This window comes from Sporosarcina sp. FSL K6-1522 (genome assembly GCF_038622445.1).
GTDB lineage: Bacteria > Bacillota > Bacilli > Bacillales_A > Planococcaceae > Sporosarcina.
Map to the genome: position 1 here is coordinate 2,149,103 of NZ_CP152019.1, position 17,706 is coordinate 2,166,808.

Here is a 17,706-nt window from a genome sequence, read left to right on the forward strand (position 1 = left end):
CAGAGTAAGATGCCGATAGTATCTGTCTGTGTAGGAGTTGCTCTCTTACTTCTATTAATGATTGTTTTTAAATTAAATGCGTTTATCTCTTTAGTTCTTGTTGCACTAGCAGTAGGGATATTAGAAGGAATGCCGCCACTTGATGCAATGGCATCCGTCCAAAGTGGTTTAGGCGGAACACTCGGAAGCCTGACGATGATTATCATTTTTGGTGCGATTCTTGGTAAATTGATGACAGATTCAGGCGGGGCACAACGAATTGCCATGACGCTTATCAAATCATTCGGGAAAAAGAGAGTTCAACTAGCCGCTGTACTGACAGCTTCGGTTGTCGGGATTGCACTGTTTTTCGAAACAGGAGTGGTCGTTTTAATACCTTTAGTATTTACGATCGCTACAGCAGCTGGAGTGCCTGTCTTGTACATTGGAATGCCTGTTATTGCAGCTCTTATTACAATGCATGGGTTTGTTCCGCCACACCCAGGACCAACTGCGGTTGCTAGTGTATTTGAGGCGAATATCGGAAAGACATTGATTTATGGAATTATCATAGCGATTCCTGCCATTATTATTGGTGGCCTGTTATTTACGAAGCTGTTCAAAAAAGAAGATTTGGAAGTTGATATACCTAAAGGGTTATTCAATCCGAAAGAATTTAAAGAGGAAGAAATGCCAAGCTTTGCTACGAGTCTTTTAACATCTTTAATGCCGGTCATTTTGATTGCTTCTCAAGTAATTGTCCAGATTGCTATGCCAGAATCAGCAATGATGCCGTTCTTTGACTTTATTGGTAATGCCAATGTCGCATTGCTACTGTCTGTAATTCTTGCATTCTTTACATTTGGTCTCAATCGAGGAAGAAAAATGCAAGAAATTATGCAATCTGTTACGGAGGCTGTCGCTGGAATTGCGATGATACTCCTTATTATTGCCGCTGGTGGTGCATTTAAACAAGTGCTTATTGATAGCCACATTGACCAATACATTGCAGATATCATGGCGGGCTCGACGCTATCTCCGTTACTGCTAACATGGTTAATCGCTGCGATCTTACGCGTAGCGGTCGGTTCTGCTACTGTTGCTGGTATGACTGCTGCTGGTATTGCAGCACCTCTAGTTGGAATGACTGGCGTTAGCCCAGAACTAATGGTTTTAGCCGCTGGTGCGGGTAGTATTACGTTCTCCCATGTAAATGATGCAGGATTCTGGATTTACAAAGAGTACTTCAATCTTTCAATCGGAAAAACGCTTAAAACATGGTCAGTCATGGTAACGATTCTGTCCGTAGTAGGATTAGCAGGGGTTTTACTTCTTAACATGTTCATATCATAATTAAAACACCTTCGATAACTATTCAGTTATTGGAGGTGTTTTAGTGTTTTTGAGCAAATCAATCGTGGAAATATCTTTAGTGGTTACTCGCATTAGGATTTACTCATTCTTTTGATGTCACGAATCATGTCATCGACATATGCTGGCTCGATGTAATTGTATTCTTTGACAATACGCCCATCCCTATCAATTAAATAAAAGTTCGTGCCATGTAGCACTTGGTTGGAAGAGGCTGGTTTTTGCACAATGGTTTGAAATTGCTCTCGCGCAAATGTATTAATATCTTCTTGGGAATAGCCCGTCAACAAGTTCCAGTTTGATTCGTCGTCTGAAAACTGTTGGATATATTGTTTGAGTACGTTGGGTGAGTCGATTTGAGGGTCGACTGTGAAGGACACGAACTCGACGTCGATGTCCTGCTCTTTTAAAGTCTTTTGCAAATTTGCCATTTCAACTGTCATTGGTGGACAGACAGTATCACATTTTGTGAAGATAAAGTCGGCAATCCATACTTTTCCTGCTAACTCATCCGTACCAAAAGGTTGTCCATCTTGATTGGTGAATGAAAAGTCGGCAATTTGCTGGCTATGTGGAGATTGGGAACTACAGGCGGCCAGTAGTCCGACTAAAACAAGAACAGCGCCTACATATAGTGTTTTCTTCATATTATACACCTTCATTCGCATCAGTTGATAAGCCGGGTAATTGGATGGTGACGGTTGTACCTTGCTTGGCTTCACTTGTAATGGAAAATGAACCCGCGTGTAGCCGAATGATTTCTTTGACGATTGACAGTCCGAGTCCCGTTCCGCCTGTCGTTCGTGTTCGGGCTTTATCGGTGCGGAAAAAACGTTCGCCAAGTCGTTCAAGGTCTTCTGGTAGAATAACTGTTCCATCATTTATCACTTGGAATTGGACAGCATCGTTCTTCTTCGTTAAAGCGATTGCCAAGTGTCCACCCATTTCAGAATATTTGCAGGCATTGTCAATCGTGTTGTAAAAAACTTGCTGAATACGCTGAGCATCACCTAATAGAATGAGTTCTTCCTCAATCGCTAACGTTAGGACCAGTTGCTTTTCAGCGATGTGGATTGTGAAAAGTTCAAGTGTGTCCAGTAATAGTTGTGCAATTGCGATGGGCTGTTTATCGATGGTATACAAATCTTCTTGTAGATGATTCAAATCCGCCAAATCATTGATCAACTTTTTTAGCCGTTCCGCTTCTTTTTCAATGGTTGCTACGTAGCTTGTTATGTCTTCGGGGGAAGAACCGATTTTAGTTTTCAACATGTGCGTATAGCCGCTAATATACGTGAGTGGTGTCCGCAATTCGTGGACGATATTGGACGTGAATTCTTTTTTTCGTACTTCTTGTTGTTCCAAAGACAGGCTCATTGTATTAAAAGCCTTCGTGAGTTGACCGATTTCGTCTTCTTTTTCCGTTTGAATCCGATTAGAATAGTTGCCTTTCGCTACTTCAACAGACAGTCGTTGCAGTTCTTGCAGTGGCCTAAATAAGGAATGCCATACGCGATTGACGACTAAAAAAAGAATGAAGAAAAATACGGTACCGGCTACAATCAGTAAGGGAATGCTTTGTTGGAAGACATCTTGAATCGCTGCTAAAGGAACATAAATATAAATAAAACCGACGAGCCCGTTTTCACCCTTAATCGGAAAAATGGCACCAAGAATTTCCCGATCTAATTCTTGTACAAACCCTTCTTTTAAGACATATGCACCTTTTTCTAATGCTGCTTGATCATCTGCATCGACAAGTGTTTCGTAATTGATTTTGTACGGAAAATAAGAAGACAACTTCTCCAAGTTATCGACGACAATGATTTCATATTCAGAAACAATATTATACCACTGGATTTTGTCGATAATTTCGTCACTTAATTCTCCGTAGTGATAGTGGGAGACGGTGCGTTGACCTTGATAAATAATGGATTCCTCAATACTCGTCAAATACAATTCGGAATATAAATAGTGAATGAAGAAAAAGGAAAATAGGATGGTAAATCCAATGCTTGAGATCAGAACGATTAAGATCTTTTTACTTAATGTGAGTTTTTTCATGTTAAACCTCAAATTTGTAGCCGATTCCCCAAACAGTTTCAATCAATTCACCATCTGTACCCATTTTGAGTCGTAAGGTTTTAATATGTGTATCGACGGTTCGTTCACTACTTTGATGATCTTCTCCCCATACGGCGTGGAGCAATTGTTCACGTGTGAACACCCGTCCTTTATTTTTGGCAAGAAGGTGAAGCATGCCGAATTCTTTTAAGGTGAGTGATAAGGGTGCTCCGTTCAATGTCACTATATGTGAGTGATTATCAATGAGGAGTGGCCCTACGTGTAAAATGTCAGTGGCGGGCTTATGCAGATAGGCACGTCTTAGGACGGATTCAACTCTTGCTAGTAATTCGCCAGGGGAAAAAGGTTTGACGATATAGTCGTCCCCGCCTAGTTTTAATCCTTGGATTGTATCCCATTCTTCTCCTTTAGCTGATAGGAAAATAAGTGGGGTTGTGGATGTACGCTTTACTTCTTTAGCAAAGGTAAAGCCATCCATGAAAGGCATCATGACATCGACGAGTAGTAAGTCGGGTGCTGTTTCGTCTAATAAGGACAATGCATGCACGCCATCTGTTGCTTCGACAATGGAATAGCCTTCTATTTCTAGAAAGGTTCGTATTAACTTCCTCATTTGTGGTTCATCATCTATAATCATAATGGTGGATGGCAATGGAATACCTCATTTCTACACTAAATAGTTGGTTATCATGATTGTCCTTGAAATATGTGAAAAACCTGTGAAATAGGGAACTTCACAAGGATTTCTAATTTATCTTCTACAATCATACTGGACTTATCCTAATACGTTAAGCAATAAGACAATGGAGGAATTGATAATGAAGAACATACAGAGGTTACTCGTAATGGCAGTAGTGCTCGTTCTAGCAGCTTGTGGGAAGGAAGCACCACCAACGACTACGGATGCAGTCCCTTTGCCACTAACTGTTGACCTAACGGTGACAGAGCAAGTGGAAGTGAATGACACGGTGGAAATGGCAGCAGTTGTGACGCAAGGCGATGAAAAAGTGGAAGACGCACAAACCGTGGAGTTTGAAGTGTGGGAAGAGGGCAAGAAAGACGCAAGTGTTATCATCGAGTCTGTAAATGAAAAAAATGGTTTGTATACAGCAACCACAACCTTCGATCGTGATGGATTATTCCATGTACAAGTACATGTGACGGCAAGAGATATGCATACGATGCCGAAAAAAGAAGTGACGGTAGGTACAGGTATGACGAGTGAAGAAGGGCATGTGAGTGAAGATGAACATGCGCATGGCCAGACAGATGGCTTCACAATGCATTTTGCAAACCCGGAACGAGTGAAAATCGACGCTGCAACGGAGTTGGTTGTACACTTACAACTAGATAATAAGCCACTAGAAAAAGCGAGAGTTCGTTATGAAATATGGCAGGAAGCCAATCCAGATCAACGTGAATGGGCAGAAGCGAAAGAGGTAGCGGCTGGTGAATATACGGTGACACATACGTTTGCTGAAGAAGGCGCGCTAACAATTCAAATTCATGTTGAAGATGATAATGATTTACATGAGCACGAAGCGTACCAAATAGTAGTAGAAAAATGAAATCGAAAAGAGCCCCTACGGTAAAATCACTGTAGAGGTTCTTTTTGATTGTAGTAGCGAAAATATTTTTTCGTTGATAGATATGGATAAAATCGTGTTTTTAATAAAATATTTCGCTATATTATAATTTTGAGAATAATTACTATAGACTGAAAACCTAGTTTGTTTTACAATGGGGATGTGTAGAGAATCGTAATGATACTTTCCGCATATCAAAAGGCTGTGAGTTGCTCATGTACACATTTGTCTTGAATTGTCGGAAGTATCAAACAACAAAAGGGGGCATACAGATGAAATTGAAAAAATTTGCGGGTATTTTTGCCGCCACAACACTGGCACTCGGCGTACTAGCAGGGTGTGGAGCAGACGGTGGAAAAAGTACAGATGGCGCCAGTACAGGTGGATCTAAGGATAGCGACGCTATTAAAATCGGTGTGAACTTAGAGCTATCTGGAGCGGTTGCATCTTACGGAACATCAGAAGCGGATGGTATTCAGCTTGCAATTGACGAAATCAATGCCGCAGGTGGTGTTGATGGAAAAGAACTGAAAATCATTAAAGTCGATAACAAGTCAGATGCCGCTGAAGCAACGAACGCAGCGATTAAATTGACAACACAGGATAAAGTCGTAGCAATTATTGGGGCAGCAACAAGTGGTGCTACTGTTGCACAAGCGCAAATTGCAAATGATAACAAAACACCTCTTATTAGCCCGTCTGGCACAAGCCCAACGGTAACAGTACAAGATAACGGCGATGTAAATGAGTTTGTATTCCGTACATCGTTCATTGATCCTTTCCAAGGGACGGTAGCAGCGAACTTTGCAGCGAACGACTTAAAAGTAAAAACTGCAGCCATCTTCTCTGATAACGCGAGCGATTACTCAAAAGGTCTTGCAGCTTCATTCAAAAAAGATTTTGAAGCAGCAGGTGGTAAAATTGTCCTAGAAGAGTCTTATTTGGCGAAGGACTCAGATTTCCGTTCAACATTGACAAATATCAAAGGGGCAAATCCAGAATTCATTTTCATCCCTGGTTACTATGAAGAAGTGGGATTGATTGTTAAACAGGCTCGTGAAATGGGTATTGACGTACCACTAATGGGAGCAGACGGTTGGGATTCACCGATTCTAATCGATTTGGCGGGTAAAGAAGCGCTGAATAATACATTCACAACAAACCACTACTCTTCTGAAGATCCAGATGGCAAGATTCAAGAATTCAGCAAGAAGTTTGAAGAGAAGTACGGTAAAGCACCAGATGCGTTTAACGCTCTTGGTTACGATACGGTATACCTTCTTGTAGATGCAATTGAACGCGCAGGTGGTCCAGATTCAGTGAAAATTAAAGATGCTTTAGCAGAAACCAAAGATCTTGAATTGATCACAGGTCTGTATTCAGTTGATGAAAATCATCACCCAATTAAATCTGCGACAATCTTGGAATACAAAGATGGCGAAACAGTGTTTAAAACAAAAGTGAATCCTTAATTCAATTCACTAGAGGGAATGAGGGGGAGGGTTGTCCTCTCATTCCTTTTTTATCTTAAGTTATGTGCTATTTAAACTGAAATAAAGAATTCCACTAACAACGCTCGGCGCTTGTGGATGCCTCCCGCCATAAGCCAGGCAGAAAACCACTGCCAGTCTTACGGCTTTGGCAACCGCTTGTAAGGCGCCTTTGCTGGATAGTAGATGAAAATTATAAGTTCAATTTAGTGATGAAAATTGGGTTACTAAGCTAGGGGAGGAGTGAAAGATTTATGGAATGGTTACAACAACTGATAAACGGTATTTCACTCGGCAGCATCTATGCATTGATTGCACTGGGCTATACAATGGTGTACGGCATTATCAAGCTCATTAACTTTGCACACGGTGAAGTGTTCATGATTGGGGCATTTATCGGATTTTATTCCATTGCAGGGTGGGGATTTGGATTTATCCCTGCGTTATTGTTATCGATGACAGTCTGTGCAATTATCGGTGTCATTATCGAGCGGGTTGCGTATAAGAGATTGCGGACGGCAACACGAATCGCAGCACTCATTACGGCGATTGGGGTATCCTTACTGATTCAAAATGGTGTCATCTATATGCGTGGAGCACAGCCAGAGGCCTATCCAGAAGTATTGGCGAATAAATCCTACAACTTATTTGGTGCACAAATTAGTAGTCAGGCAATCTTGATTCTTTCTGTTGCGCTTGTGTTGATGATTATCCTTCAATTTATTGTACATAAATCTAAAATCGGTAAAGCGATGAGAGCGGTTTCTTACGATAGTGAAGCAGCTAAACTGATGGGGATTAACGTAGATACTACCATTTCTGCGACGTTTGCGATTGGATCTGCATTAGCGGGGGCAGCGGGCGTTATTTTCGGTATTTATTATACAAAGATTGACCCATTGATGGGGGTTATTCCTGGTTTAAAAGCATTTGTTGCGGCCGTACTTGGGGGAATTGGCATTATCCCAGGAGCGATGGTAGGCGGGCTAGTGCTTGGGGTTGTTGAGACATTTGTTAGTGCGCTCGGGTTCTCGTTATGGAGAGATGCAGCAGCATTCGTTATTCTCATCTTAATTCTTATTTTTAAACCATCGGGCATCTTTGGTAAAAATACACGCGAGAAAGTGTAGGTGAAACAACGTTATGAAAAAGTCAAAACAGTTTTGGGCATTTATAGGCACATCCATTGCCGCTTATGTGATCATTCAAATTCTTATTAATGCAGGTATGTTAAATGTTTTTTATTCGAATACGCTCATTTTTATGGCCATTAATATTATGCTGGCTGTCAGTCTCCATTTAGTCATTGGGATTACAGGGCAGTTTTCACTAGGGCATGCTGGATTTTTAGCCGTTGGTGCCTATATCTCAGCCATTGTGACGATGAAGCTACAATTACCATTTCCGGTTGCGATTTTAGCGGCAGGGGTTGTGGCGACGATTGCTGGGCTTATTATCGGGATTCCGAGTTTGCGGCTAAGAGGGGATTATTTAGCCATTGCGACGCTTGGGTTTGCGGAGATTATTCGAATTGTTTTTCTGAATATTGAATATGTAGGTGGCGCGGCGGGGATGCAAGTGACCCACTTGACGAATTGGACATATACATTTATTTGCCTATTCCTTACGATACTTGTCATTGTCAACTTTACAAATTCACGACACGGTCGAGCGTGTATATCCATACGTGAAAATGAAATCGCGGCAGACGCGATGGGTATTAATACAACGTATTACAAAGTATTGGCGTTTGCGATTGGTGCCTTCTTTGCGGGGACTGCGGGTGCATTGTATGCACATAACTTCTATATTATTCAACCGGCAAACTTTGGTTTTTTAAAGTCGATTGATATTTTAATATATGTAGTACTCGGTGGTCTAGGCAGTTTATCGGGTGCGATTGTTGCGACGGTTTTGTTGACGATTGTGTCGACTTTCCTACAGAACTACCCAGAAACACGGATGATTATTTATAGTTTGGTACTGATTATTGTCATGCTGTACCGTCCGAAAGGATTAATGGGTACGATGGAAATTACCGATTACTTCAAGTTGTGGAGAGGTTCGAAAGGGGGCAGCAAAAATGGCCAGTAATCCGTTACTTCAAGTGAAAGACGTAGGCATCCAGTTTGGTGGGCTAAAGGCTGTCTCAGGCTTCAATATGGAAATCAATCAAGGTGAATTGATTGGATTAATCGGTCCGAATGGTGCGGGTAAAACGACAAGTTTCAACTTGTTGACAGGCGTTTATGCGCCGACAGAAGGCGATGTAATATTTAAGGGGGAACGCTTGAATGGCTTGGCTCCGTTCCAAGTGACGCGCAAAGGCATTAGCCGTACCTTCCAAAACATTCGCTTGTTCAATGAATTATCGGTATTGGATAATGTTAAAGTAGCGTATCATTCATTGGCTAAGCATTCTGTCTTAAGCTCAATGTTTCGTTTTCCTTCACATTTCTCGGGTGAAAAAGAGATGGAAGAGAAAGCGATGGAGTTTTTGAAGATTTTTCAGTTGGATCAATATAAAGATGAAGATGCAAAAAATCTAGCTTATGGGAAACAGCGTAGGCTGGAAATTGCGAGGGCGCTAGCCGCAGGGCCGCAGTTGTTGTTACTTGATGAGCCTGCCGCTGGGATGAACCCACAGGAAACGAAAGAATTAATGGAGCTCATTGCTTTTGTTCGTGAAAAATTCGATTTGACGATTTTGTTAATTGAGCATGATATGAACTTAGTAATGGGGATTTGTGAGCGTATTTACGTATTGGACCATGGTGTGCTTCTTGCTGAGGGGACTCCTGAAGAAATCCGTAATAATCCAAAAGTAATTGAGGCTTATTTAGGGGAGGAAGTTCACGATGCTTAAAATTGATAATTTAAATGTCTACTATGGCAGCATTCATGCCCTTAAAGGGGTTTCGCTAGAAGTTAATGAAGGTGAAATTGTCACATTGATCGGCGCGAATGGGGCTGGAAAAAGTACATTATTAAAAACGCTATCGGGTTTAATCAAACCGAAAGAAGGTACGATTGACTATTTGAATGCCTCTATTGTAGGGAAGCCCGCGCAAATGATTGTGAAAGAAGGCATTTCCCATGTGCCAGAAGGTCGGCGTGTGTTTGCGGAGATGAGTGTAGAAGAGAATATTGAATTAGGGGCTTTTTTACGCAAGGATAAAGCAGGAATTCAACAAGATTTTCAAAAAGTTTACGAGATTTTCCCGCGTCTCCACGAGCGACGCAAGCAATCCGCTGGAACACTCTCGGGCGGGGAGCAACAGATGTTGGCGATGGGAAGAGCCATTATGGCAAAACCAAAGTTACTGTTGCTCGATGAACCATCTATGGGCTTGGCTCCGTTAATGGTGAAAACGATTTTTGAAGTGGTTAGAGATATTAATAAAGAAGGAACAACAATTTTGCTCGTTGAACAAAATGCGAATATGGCGTTATCCATTGCAAATCGTGCGTATGTCATCGAGACAGGACGAGTCATTCTGTCGGGAACTGCGGAAGAGTTACAAGCGAGTGAAGAAATTAAAAATGCATATCTTGGTGGGCATTAAGTAAAGGGAAGAGCGGATGGTTTCTCGTGAGGAGAAGCCATTCGCTCTTTTGCGGTATAATAAAAGAATAATATGTTTACTGGAGGGATTGACGATGGCGGAACATCTTTTTCATCTCACAGCAAATTGGCCGGGTTTGCGCAATGATGTGGGGACTATTGAGGCGGGCAATTTGAAGACAACAGTATCCATTCCACCTGAGATGGATGGGCCAGGAGTAGGCACAAATCCTGATGAAATGCTGTTAGGTGCGGCGGCAACTTGTTATATTATTACGCTGGCTGCCATGATGGAACGTAGTAAGCTAGAGAAAGAAGCATTGACGATGGAGTCTGTTGGTGTAGTTGACGTGACGAATGGCGTCATTACCTATAAGAAAATTATTCATAAACCACAGATTGTATTGAAGTCAGATGCAACGGAAAGAGAGAAAGCCCTTGCACAAAGACTCGCTGAAAAAGCAGAAACGTCTTGTATGATTAGCCGGGCACTTCAGGGGAATGTTGAGATTGAGTTGGAAGCGACTGTAACGAAGTAGCGGATTGGGAATCGAGAGAGTCGTACTCATTGGGGTACGGCTTTTTTGTCGTTACCCCAAGAGCCTGTAGCTATATTGCTATAAAAAAGTAATGATGTTTGCTGAGTTATTGACTAATTTATAGATGAAATGTATATTTGTCTATATAATAATGTTATATGTGGAAGGGTGTTTATGTTTTATGGATATATTGCAAGATGCTACGATGGAGGAAATGAAAAAAGGCTATTCAGAGGATCAGCGGAATTATAGTTGTTTATTTTGTGACAAAAAGGTTCCAAAAGGTGTGATTTACCCTGTGAACGATTCGCTGTTTGAAGACTGGCGCTATATGGAACAGCATATCGAAGACGTGCATGGTTCTGTTTTTGGCATGCTACTTTCGACGGGAAAGGATGGCACGGGTTTATCCGATCAGCAGTCAAAATTACTTGCGCTGATGTACGAAGGAAAGACGGATAAAGACATACAGCAGGAGTTAAAGATTGGGAGCATGTCGACCATTCGCAACCATCGTTTTGCGTTGCGCAAAAAAGAGCGACAAGCGAATACATTGCTTGCATTAATGGAGTTATTGCATCAACAAGAGGCACAAGTAACGGTGAAACCGCAGCAAGAGAAAGTCGTTCAAAGATCATTTGTACCTTCGGCGAAATTGCAGCGCTACTTTTCAGAAGAAGATGGTCGACTGATTTCTTATAACTTAAAAGAGTATGAAAGAGAGCAGTTGGTACAAGAAGTCGCCTTGTTATTTAGACCGAAAAAGGTCTATACGGAAAAAGAAGTCAATGCTATTTTACAAGAAGTATATGAGGATTATATGTTGCTGCGGCGAGAGATGGTTGACCGTGGGATGCTGGCGCGAAACGCTGAAGGTAGTGAATATCGCATTATAGACAAAAGGGAAGAGGAAAGTGAAATGGACTATAAAAAAGAGCTGAAATTGAAGGCAAAGGAAGAAAAAACGAGTTACGGGATTTATCAAATTAAAAATCGAGCGAATGGAAAAATGTTAATCGGTTCGACAAGGAATTTTAAAACGCTTAACGGTATTAAATTTAGTCTAAACAATAATGTAAGTACGAACAAAGAGTTGCAAGCCGATTGGAATGAATATGGGAAAGAGCAATTTGAGTTTGTGGAGCTAGAGGTAGTGGATGAAAAGGACTGGAAAGGTATGAGTAGCAAGCGGATATTGGAGAAGTTGTTGGAAAAATGGCTAGAAGAGTTACAACCGTATGGAGAGAATGGTTATAATGAGATGAAGGTGAAATAATGAATTAAGCTTGCAAAACTTCATTTTTACTAGTCTATTTCCGGTTCGCTTTCGGTACATGATGCACGACAGCTTTAGAGGAGGAATTAATTCCTCCTGCTTGAAGGGCGAGTATGTCTAGAAATGACTGCGTCATTTCTAGACATACTCGTTTTCATAATGCTGTTGCGACTCAGTACCTGTCGCGCTCCTCCAATCGATCAGTGAAAAATGCTACTGCTTGGAAAGAAAAGAAGAGCGGACTTTCTTTAAGGAGTGTAGTGCCCGAAGATACAATTTCGGGCACTCTTGTCCATTGAACAATGCGTGCCTTCTTTACTTGTAGCAAGGCTTAGGCTTCTTAACGTGACAATTCCACTAGAAAGTGCAACTTCTGAACGATAATAAAAGAAGAGACTATTACGGAGGCTTCAGCGACCAAGCTGGTGAAGAATTTGAAACCGTTACGAAATATCGCGGGGATGTCCTGCGCATTATCGATAAAAACGGTGCAACAGTCGCGACCTATGACCCATGGGGGAACCTTCTATTACCTGAATCGAGGGACAGACACGTTAAAGGACAATAGAATCGAATATGATAGCAGGAGCGGAGCGCATATTAATGTTGGGGCCGAGAAAAAAAGGTCCGCCTTTTAAATTTAGCGTTTCTAAGAAAACCGTAAAAAAATCCAAAAACGTTTTAGATAAAGAAGGTGATTTTTTTGAGTAGTTATGATGATGAACTAGTAAAGGATTTAGTACTAAATAAGCTAAATAAGTGTGTTAAAGTAATAAAAAATCCAGAAACTTATCTAGATTTAATAGAGCGGAAATTCGAATTTAATGGTTCGAAAATAGATTGGTTGCAAACGAATAAGCACTATAGTAAAGAGTCGAATAATGAATCTTTGCTTACCGATACTAGTCTGTTTATTGCTAAACTAAAAGAAAAATATTTAAATAATAACGTTCGAGTAATATATATAGGTGATAATCTTACAGAGTCTGGGTATCAGTTTGAAATAAAGGATATAGAACAGATATTAGTCTATTTATTAGACATTCCACAGCACCATTATTTCTTATCTATAGAAGGTGATTGGTGTCTTTGTATATCGTATGAAAACTATTTAGATTTCGGATTCAGTCTAAGTGGGGATTAGTATCAAGAGGCAATCTGAAATGATTGATGACAGTCACCCATTCACGAAAAGCTTCTTCTGAAAAGTTCATTTCTGTTAGTATATAAGCCATAGTTTTGGTTAATTAACGTCGTTATCGCATAATTAGCAGCGGAGTCATTGTTAAAAGTAATTAGGGAAAACCTTGTACAATGTGCAAGAGTGCCCGAAATTGTATCTTCGGGCACTAATCTCTTACTAAAAAGTCCTCTCTTCTTTTCTTTCCAAGTAACCGCATTTTTTACTTAACGATTGGAGGGGCGCGACAGGTAATGAGTCACAACAGCATTATGAAAACGAGTGTGTCTAGCAATGACGCAGTCATTGCTAGACACACTCGTCCTTAGAACAGGAGGAATCGCATTTGATTCCTCCCCTAAAGCTGTCGTGAATCATGCACTGAAAGCGGACTGGAAATAGATTGGTGAATAATGGAGATTTTTGAGTCTTTTTCACAAGTATTTTATGTGAGTAAATGGTTAATCAACAGACGTAGAAAAACCACTGTATCTACCGGTTCAAATACCCGGCGGATACAGTGGTTTTTTATTCTGATGCCTCTTTTTTCTTCATAGGGACAAGATTGAAAATGTCATGATCCTCAAACGCGTCGATTAGGCGGTCGAGCCATTCGTAATAATCACGCATGTACAGCAATTTCTCTATATCGATTGTTGCTTCATCTCTAATATCATCACTTGTTGAAGGGTCTGCTACTAAATCTTCCAGCTCAGTCAATGATCTGCGAATCGCGTTGGAATGTTGGGACACAGACTTTCGCCACTTGATTGAAAATAAGTCGATAAAACTTTGATACCAATCATCTGTTACTTGATACAGATCTTTACGGACGCCCCTTTTCCAAGCGCGTTCGACTAATTTTAAATCGGATAATGCCCTTACAGAAGTGCTCATGCTCGTTTTGCTCATACCGAGCTCTTCCGTCATGTCATCTAATGTCAACGGCTCATTATGAAAAAACATCGTGCCGTACTGTCTTCCGGTAGAAGGTGTTAGGCCATAAAGATGTATATTTTGTGCGATGGATTCAATGATCCGCTCGCGCGTTTTTTCAAGTTTGTCTTTACCGCTCATGCTAGTATTCCCTCCACTGTCATCGACCTTCGAAAGTCGACCCAGTTATTTTCTTCTAGCGTATTATATTCATCACAAAAAAGCAATTTATAATAATTATCGTTCGTACAGTTTTTTCCGTACAAACAATTTAATTCGTGTTAACGGTTGAAATGAGATATTGATAGGGTTATACTAGTAGACATTCATAAAGTTTTGAAATCATAAGGAGTGTACGTATGAGTGATCAAATTGCCCCGTATAAAATCGAAGTGAAGAACACCACGAAGATTTTCGGCAAAAACAGTAAGCGAGCAGCTCAGCTGCTTAAAGAAGGTAAGACAAAAGGTGAGATTTTGAAGGTGACCGGCGCAACTGTCGGTGTGAACAAGGCAAATTTTAACGTGTACGATGGTGAAATATTTGTCATCATGGGTTTGTCCGGAAGTGGGAAATCGACGCTTGTTCGATTGTTGAATCGTTTGATTGATCCGACGATGGGCACAATCCTGCTAGACGGTGAAGATATTGTCAAGATGAACAAAGAAGAGCTTCGTGAAGTACGCCGTAAAAAAATCGGCATGGTCTTTCAAAACTTTGCGCTGTTCCCTCATAAAACAATTCTTGAGAATGCAGAGTATGGACTTGAAATTCAAGGAGTTGCAAGAGAGGCACGTCAAACGAAAGCGAAAGAATCACTGAGGCTTGTAGGCCTTGCAGGTTATGAAGAGCAGTATCCGAACCAATTGAGTGGGGGGATGCAGCAACGTGTCGGTCTTGCGAGAGCGCTTGCAAATGATCCAGATATCTTGCTGATGGATGAATCCTTCAGTGCGCTGGACCCGCTTATCCGAAAAGATATGCAGGACGAGTTATTACAACTTCATAATGATATGGGTAAAACGATTATTTTCATTACCCATGACTTGGACGAAGCACTTCGTATTGGCGACCGTATTGCATTGATGAAAGACGGTGAAATTGTTCAGATTGGGACTCCGGAAGAAATCCTGATGAGCCCGTCAAATGAATATGTCGAACGCTTCGTCGAAGACGTGGATTTGTCCAAAGTATTAACAGCGGGACATATTATGAAAAAAGCCGATACCGTTCAAATCGATCGTGGGCCTCGGGTTGCACTACGTTTAATGAAACGACTTGGCATTTCATCGATTTATGTGGTTGATAAAGGGAATCGTTTGCTTGGTGCAGTTACAGCACAAGACGCGGTAGAAGCGGCGGAATCAGGCAGAACATTACAAGATGTGCTAATTTCTGATTTGCCGATGATGGCAGTGGACACGCTCTTAATCGATTTGTTTGATATCGTTTCAACTGCATCTATTCCTGTTGCTGTTGTCGATGAAGGGAAGAGACTGCAAGGAATTATTATTCGCGGTGCATTGATTGGCGCATTGGCAGGCGACAATCAGTTTATTAATAATGATGGTATTGTCGATTCTGTTGAAGAGACAGATTCGGAGGTGAAGTCACATGAATAATTTATTACCACGACTTCCGTTTGCCGATTGGATTGACGATGGCGTCGATTGGCTCGTTTCAACATTTGGTTCGGTGTTCGATGGCATTTCGGATTTACTAACGGGTATTGTTGAAGGGTCTGTCGAGTTGCTTGATATGGTGCCATCGATTTTACTTGCAGTACTCTTTGCTTTGCTGGCATGGTTCATTTCAACAAGGCGCATTGCGCTGTTTTCATTAGTCGGTTTGTTGTTCATCGATTACTTGGGCTATTGGTATCCAATGCTACAAATGCTAGCCCTTGTCATTACCTCTGTCTTTTTTGCGATTGTCATTGGGATTCCGATTGGAATTTGGGGATCGCAGCAGGCGAAAGTTCGAAAAATCGTTAACCCGATCTTGGATTTGATGCAAACAATGCCAGCTTTTGTTTATTTACTGCCGGCGATTTTCTTCTTCAACATTGGTGTTGTGCCAGGTGTTGTAGCATCTGTTATCTTCTCGATGCCGCCAACGATTCGTTTGACAATGCTTGGGATTGAACAAGTACCAAAAGATTTGATTGAAGCAACGGAAGCATTTGGTTCGACAACGTGGCAACGACTAACAAAAGTCCAAATTCCACTTGCGAAACCAACAATCATGGCCGGGGTCAATCAAAGTATTATGCTGAGCTTGTCTATGGTTGTCATTGCTTCAATGGTCGGTGCACCAGGTCTCGGTGAAGAAGTATACCGAGCTGTTACCCAATTAAAAACAGGCGTTGGTTTTGAAACAGGATTATCGATTGTGATTGTGGCTATTATTTTGGATCGCATTACACAACACGCAGGTAAGAAAAAATAAGGGGGAAACACATTATGAAACTTTCTAAAAAATTAGTAGGACTTGGCGCAGTTGCTTTACTTGCAGTCGGACTTGCAGCATGTGGCGGCAACGATGATGGTGGGAAAGCAGATAAAGACGCGGAAAAATCGGTTGGCGAATCACTGAATTATAAAATCACGGGGATTGACCCAGGCGCAGGGATTATGGAAGCGACTGAAAAAGCGATTAAAGAATATGGTTTAGAAAAAGATTGGGATTTGACTACTGGTTCAGGTGCGGCGATGACGGCAGCTTTGAAAAAAGCTTACGATAAAGAACAACCAATCGTTGTAACGGGTTGGACACCACATTGGAAATTCACCGAATACGACTTGAAATATCTTGAAGATCCAAAAGGTGTGTACGGTGAGGAAGAACAAATTCGTACAATTGGTCGAATTGGTCTAGAAGCAGATCTGCCGGAAGCCTACCAAATTCTATCCAACTTTAACTGGTCTGAAGCAGATATGGGTGAAGTGATGATTGCAATTCAAGAAGGCGAAAAAGAAGATGTAGCGGCACAGAACTGGATTGATGCCAATACGGAGAAAGTAGCGGCATGGACAGAGGGCGTAGAAAAAGTAGATGGCGATAAAATTAAATTGGCTTATGTAGCATGGGATAGTGAAATTGCCAGCCATAATGTGATGAAATTAGTGTTAGAAGATATGGGGTATAATGTAACATTGGTTCAAGTTGAGGCAGGTCCTTTATGGACAGCGGTAGCGGATGGTAGTGCGGATGCATCACTTGCAGCATGGTTACCATTGACACATAATACGTATGCTGAAAAATTTGCAGGTAAATTTGAAGAACTTGGTATTAACATGGAGGGTGTTAAAACTGGGCTAGTTGTGCCACAGTATATGGACATCGATTCGATTGAGGATTTAAAGAACTAATCAGCGGAATTCCGGTTCCGTATATGTAAAATAATCAGGATGATAAACCCGGAAAAGCACTGGAAATTACAGTGTTGTTCCGGGTTTATCTTCATTCAACAAATCTTTTTGTACTGAAAGCGAAGCGTCAGCTACAGAAAACTTCCACCTCGATAGGTGGCGAGATGAATGCGGTTTTGTTTTTGGGTGTTCAAACGCTGGCTGAACGATAGAGGTACGCAGGCTAAGGTCGCCACGTCCTGCGGATGTCACAGATTTTTTTAGAGGAGCTTTGGAAGGCAGTATAAGTACGCGACGTCCTGAAGGGAGGTGCCTTAATTTCTGCAAG

At 41.4% G+C, this 17,706-nt stretch carries 17 protein-coding genes; 13 read left to right on the forward strand and 4 right to left on the reverse strand.

Annotated elements, in window-relative coordinates; genetic code table 11:
- The first annotated feature begins 9 nt into the window (after positions 1 to 9).
- Positions 10 to 1,332, forward strand: coding sequence for a gluconate:H+ symporter (locus MKY34_RS10480; protein WP_342515107.1), 1,323 nt, complete (start codon positions 10 to 12; stop codon positions 1,330 to 1,332).
- A 92-nt stretch (positions 1,333 to 1,424) separates the two neighbouring features.
- Here MKY34_RS10480 and MKY34_RS10485 read toward each other — a convergent pair whose 3' ends face one another.
- Genes MKY34_RS10485 through MKY34_RS10495 form a run of 3 tightly spaced genes read right to left on the reverse strand, consistent with a single transcriptional unit; the run spans position 1,425 to position 4,075 of the window.
- Positions 1,425 to 1,997, reverse strand: coding sequence for an SCO family protein (locus MKY34_RS10485; protein ID WP_342515108.1), 573 nt, complete (start codon positions 1,995 to 1,997; stop codon positions 1,425 to 1,427).
- A 1-nt stretch (position 1,998) separates the two neighbouring features.
- Entirely contained in the window at positions 1,999 to 3,414 is a 1,416-nt protein-coding gene (locus MKY34_RS10490; protein ID WP_342515109.1) for a HAMP domain-containing sensor histidine kinase, read from the reverse strand.
- A 1-nt stretch (position 3,415) separates the two neighbouring features.
- Positions 3,416 to 4,075: a response regulator transcription factor gene (locus MKY34_RS10495; RefSeq protein ID WP_342515235.1), complete on the reverse strand. Its 660-nt coding sequence runs from the start codon at positions 4,073 to 4,075 to the stop codon at positions 3,416 to 3,418.
- Between the two features lie 178 nt (positions 4,076 to 4,253).
- Between MKY34_RS10495 and MKY34_RS10500 the strand changes: the two genes are divergently transcribed.
- The 9 genes from MKY34_RS10500 to MKY34_RS10540 all read left to right on the forward strand — a co-directional run bounded on the left by MKY34_RS10500 (position 4,254) and on the right by MKY34_RS10540 (position 13,035).
- Complete coding sequence (locus MKY34_RS10500) at positions 4,254 to 5,003, forward strand: FixH family protein (protein ID WP_342515110.1); 750 nt, start codon at positions 4,254 to 4,256, stop codon at positions 5,001 to 5,003.
- 290 nt (positions 5,004 to 5,293) lie between these two features.
- Positions 5,294 to 6,493, forward strand: a complete 1,200-nt coding sequence (locus MKY34_RS10505; RefSeq protein ID WP_342515111.1) for an ABC transporter substrate-binding protein — start codon at positions 5,294 to 5,296, stop codon at positions 6,491 to 6,493.
- 272 nt (positions 6,494 to 6,765) lie between these two features.
- A complete protein-coding gene (locus tag MKY34_RS10510; protein WP_342515112.1) occupies positions 6,766 to 7,641 on the forward strand; it encodes a branched-chain amino acid ABC transporter permease in 876 nt (291 codons plus the stop codon).
- A gap of 13 nt (positions 7,642 to 7,654) precedes the next feature.
- On the forward strand, positions 7,655 to 8,605 hold the full coding sequence (locus tag MKY34_RS10515; RefSeq protein WP_342515113.1) for a branched-chain amino acid ABC transporter permease: 951 nt from the start codon (positions 7,655 to 7,657) through the stop codon (positions 8,603 to 8,605).
- Positions 8,595 to 9,377, forward strand: a complete 783-nt coding sequence (locus MKY34_RS10520; RefSeq protein ID WP_342515114.1) for an ABC transporter ATP-binding protein — start codon at positions 8,595 to 8,597, stop codon at positions 9,375 to 9,377. Before MKY34_RS10515 ends, MKY34_RS10520 begins: the two co-directional genes overlap by 11 nt.
- A complete protein-coding gene (locus tag MKY34_RS10525) occupies positions 9,370 to 10,077 on the forward strand; it encodes an ABC transporter ATP-binding protein (protein WP_342515115.1) in 708 nt (235 codons plus the stop codon). Before MKY34_RS10520 ends, MKY34_RS10525 begins: the two co-directional genes overlap by 8 nt.
- A gap of 94 nt (positions 10,078 to 10,171) precedes the next feature.
- Entirely contained in the window at positions 10,172 to 10,615 is a 444-nt protein-coding gene (locus MKY34_RS10530) for an OsmC family protein (RefSeq protein WP_342515116.1), read from the forward strand.
- A gap of 181 nt (positions 10,616 to 10,796) precedes the next feature.
- On the forward strand, positions 10,797 to 11,891 hold the full coding sequence (locus MKY34_RS10535; RefSeq protein ID WP_342515117.1) for a DUF2087 domain-containing protein: 1,095 nt from the start codon (positions 10,797 to 10,799) through the stop codon (positions 11,889 to 11,891).
- A 703-nt stretch (positions 11,892 to 12,594) separates the two neighbouring features.
- Positions 12,595 to 13,035 (forward strand): rhs-associated protein, encoded by a 441-nt coding sequence (locus MKY34_RS10540; RefSeq protein WP_342515118.1) that lies wholly within the window; start codon positions 12,595 to 12,597, stop codon positions 13,033 to 13,035.
- 564 nt (positions 13,036 to 13,599) lie between these two features.
- Here MKY34_RS10540 and MKY34_RS10545 read toward each other — a convergent pair.
- Complete coding sequence (locus MKY34_RS10545; RefSeq protein WP_342515119.1) at positions 13,600 to 14,148, reverse strand: GbsR/MarR family transcriptional regulator; 549 nt, start codon at positions 14,146 to 14,148, stop codon at positions 13,600 to 13,602.
- A 218-nt stretch (positions 14,149 to 14,366) separates the two neighbouring features.
- On the opposite strand from MKY34_RS10545, the gene MKY34_RS10550 reads away from it, so the two are divergent.
- From MKY34_RS10550 to MKY34_RS10560, 3 genes are read left to right on the forward strand one after another with little or no spacing between them, the layout of a single operon-like run.
- On the forward strand, positions 14,367 to 15,629 hold the full coding sequence (locus MKY34_RS10550) for a glycine betaine/L-proline ABC transporter ATP-binding protein (protein WP_342515120.1): 1,263 nt from the start codon (positions 14,367 to 14,369) through the stop codon (positions 15,627 to 15,629).
- Positions 15,622 to 16,455: a proline/glycine betaine ABC transporter permease gene (locus tag MKY34_RS10555; RefSeq protein ID WP_342515121.1), complete on the forward strand. Its 834-nt coding sequence runs from the start codon at positions 15,622 to 15,624 to the stop codon at positions 16,453 to 16,455. Before MKY34_RS10550 ends, MKY34_RS10555 begins: the two co-directional genes overlap by 8 nt.
- 14 nt (positions 16,456 to 16,469) lie before the next feature.
- A complete protein-coding gene (locus tag MKY34_RS10560; protein WP_342515122.1) occupies positions 16,470 to 17,378 on the forward strand; it encodes a glycine betaine ABC transporter substrate-binding protein in 909 nt (302 codons plus the stop codon).
- Positions 17,379 to 17,706 lie beyond the last annotated feature (328 nt).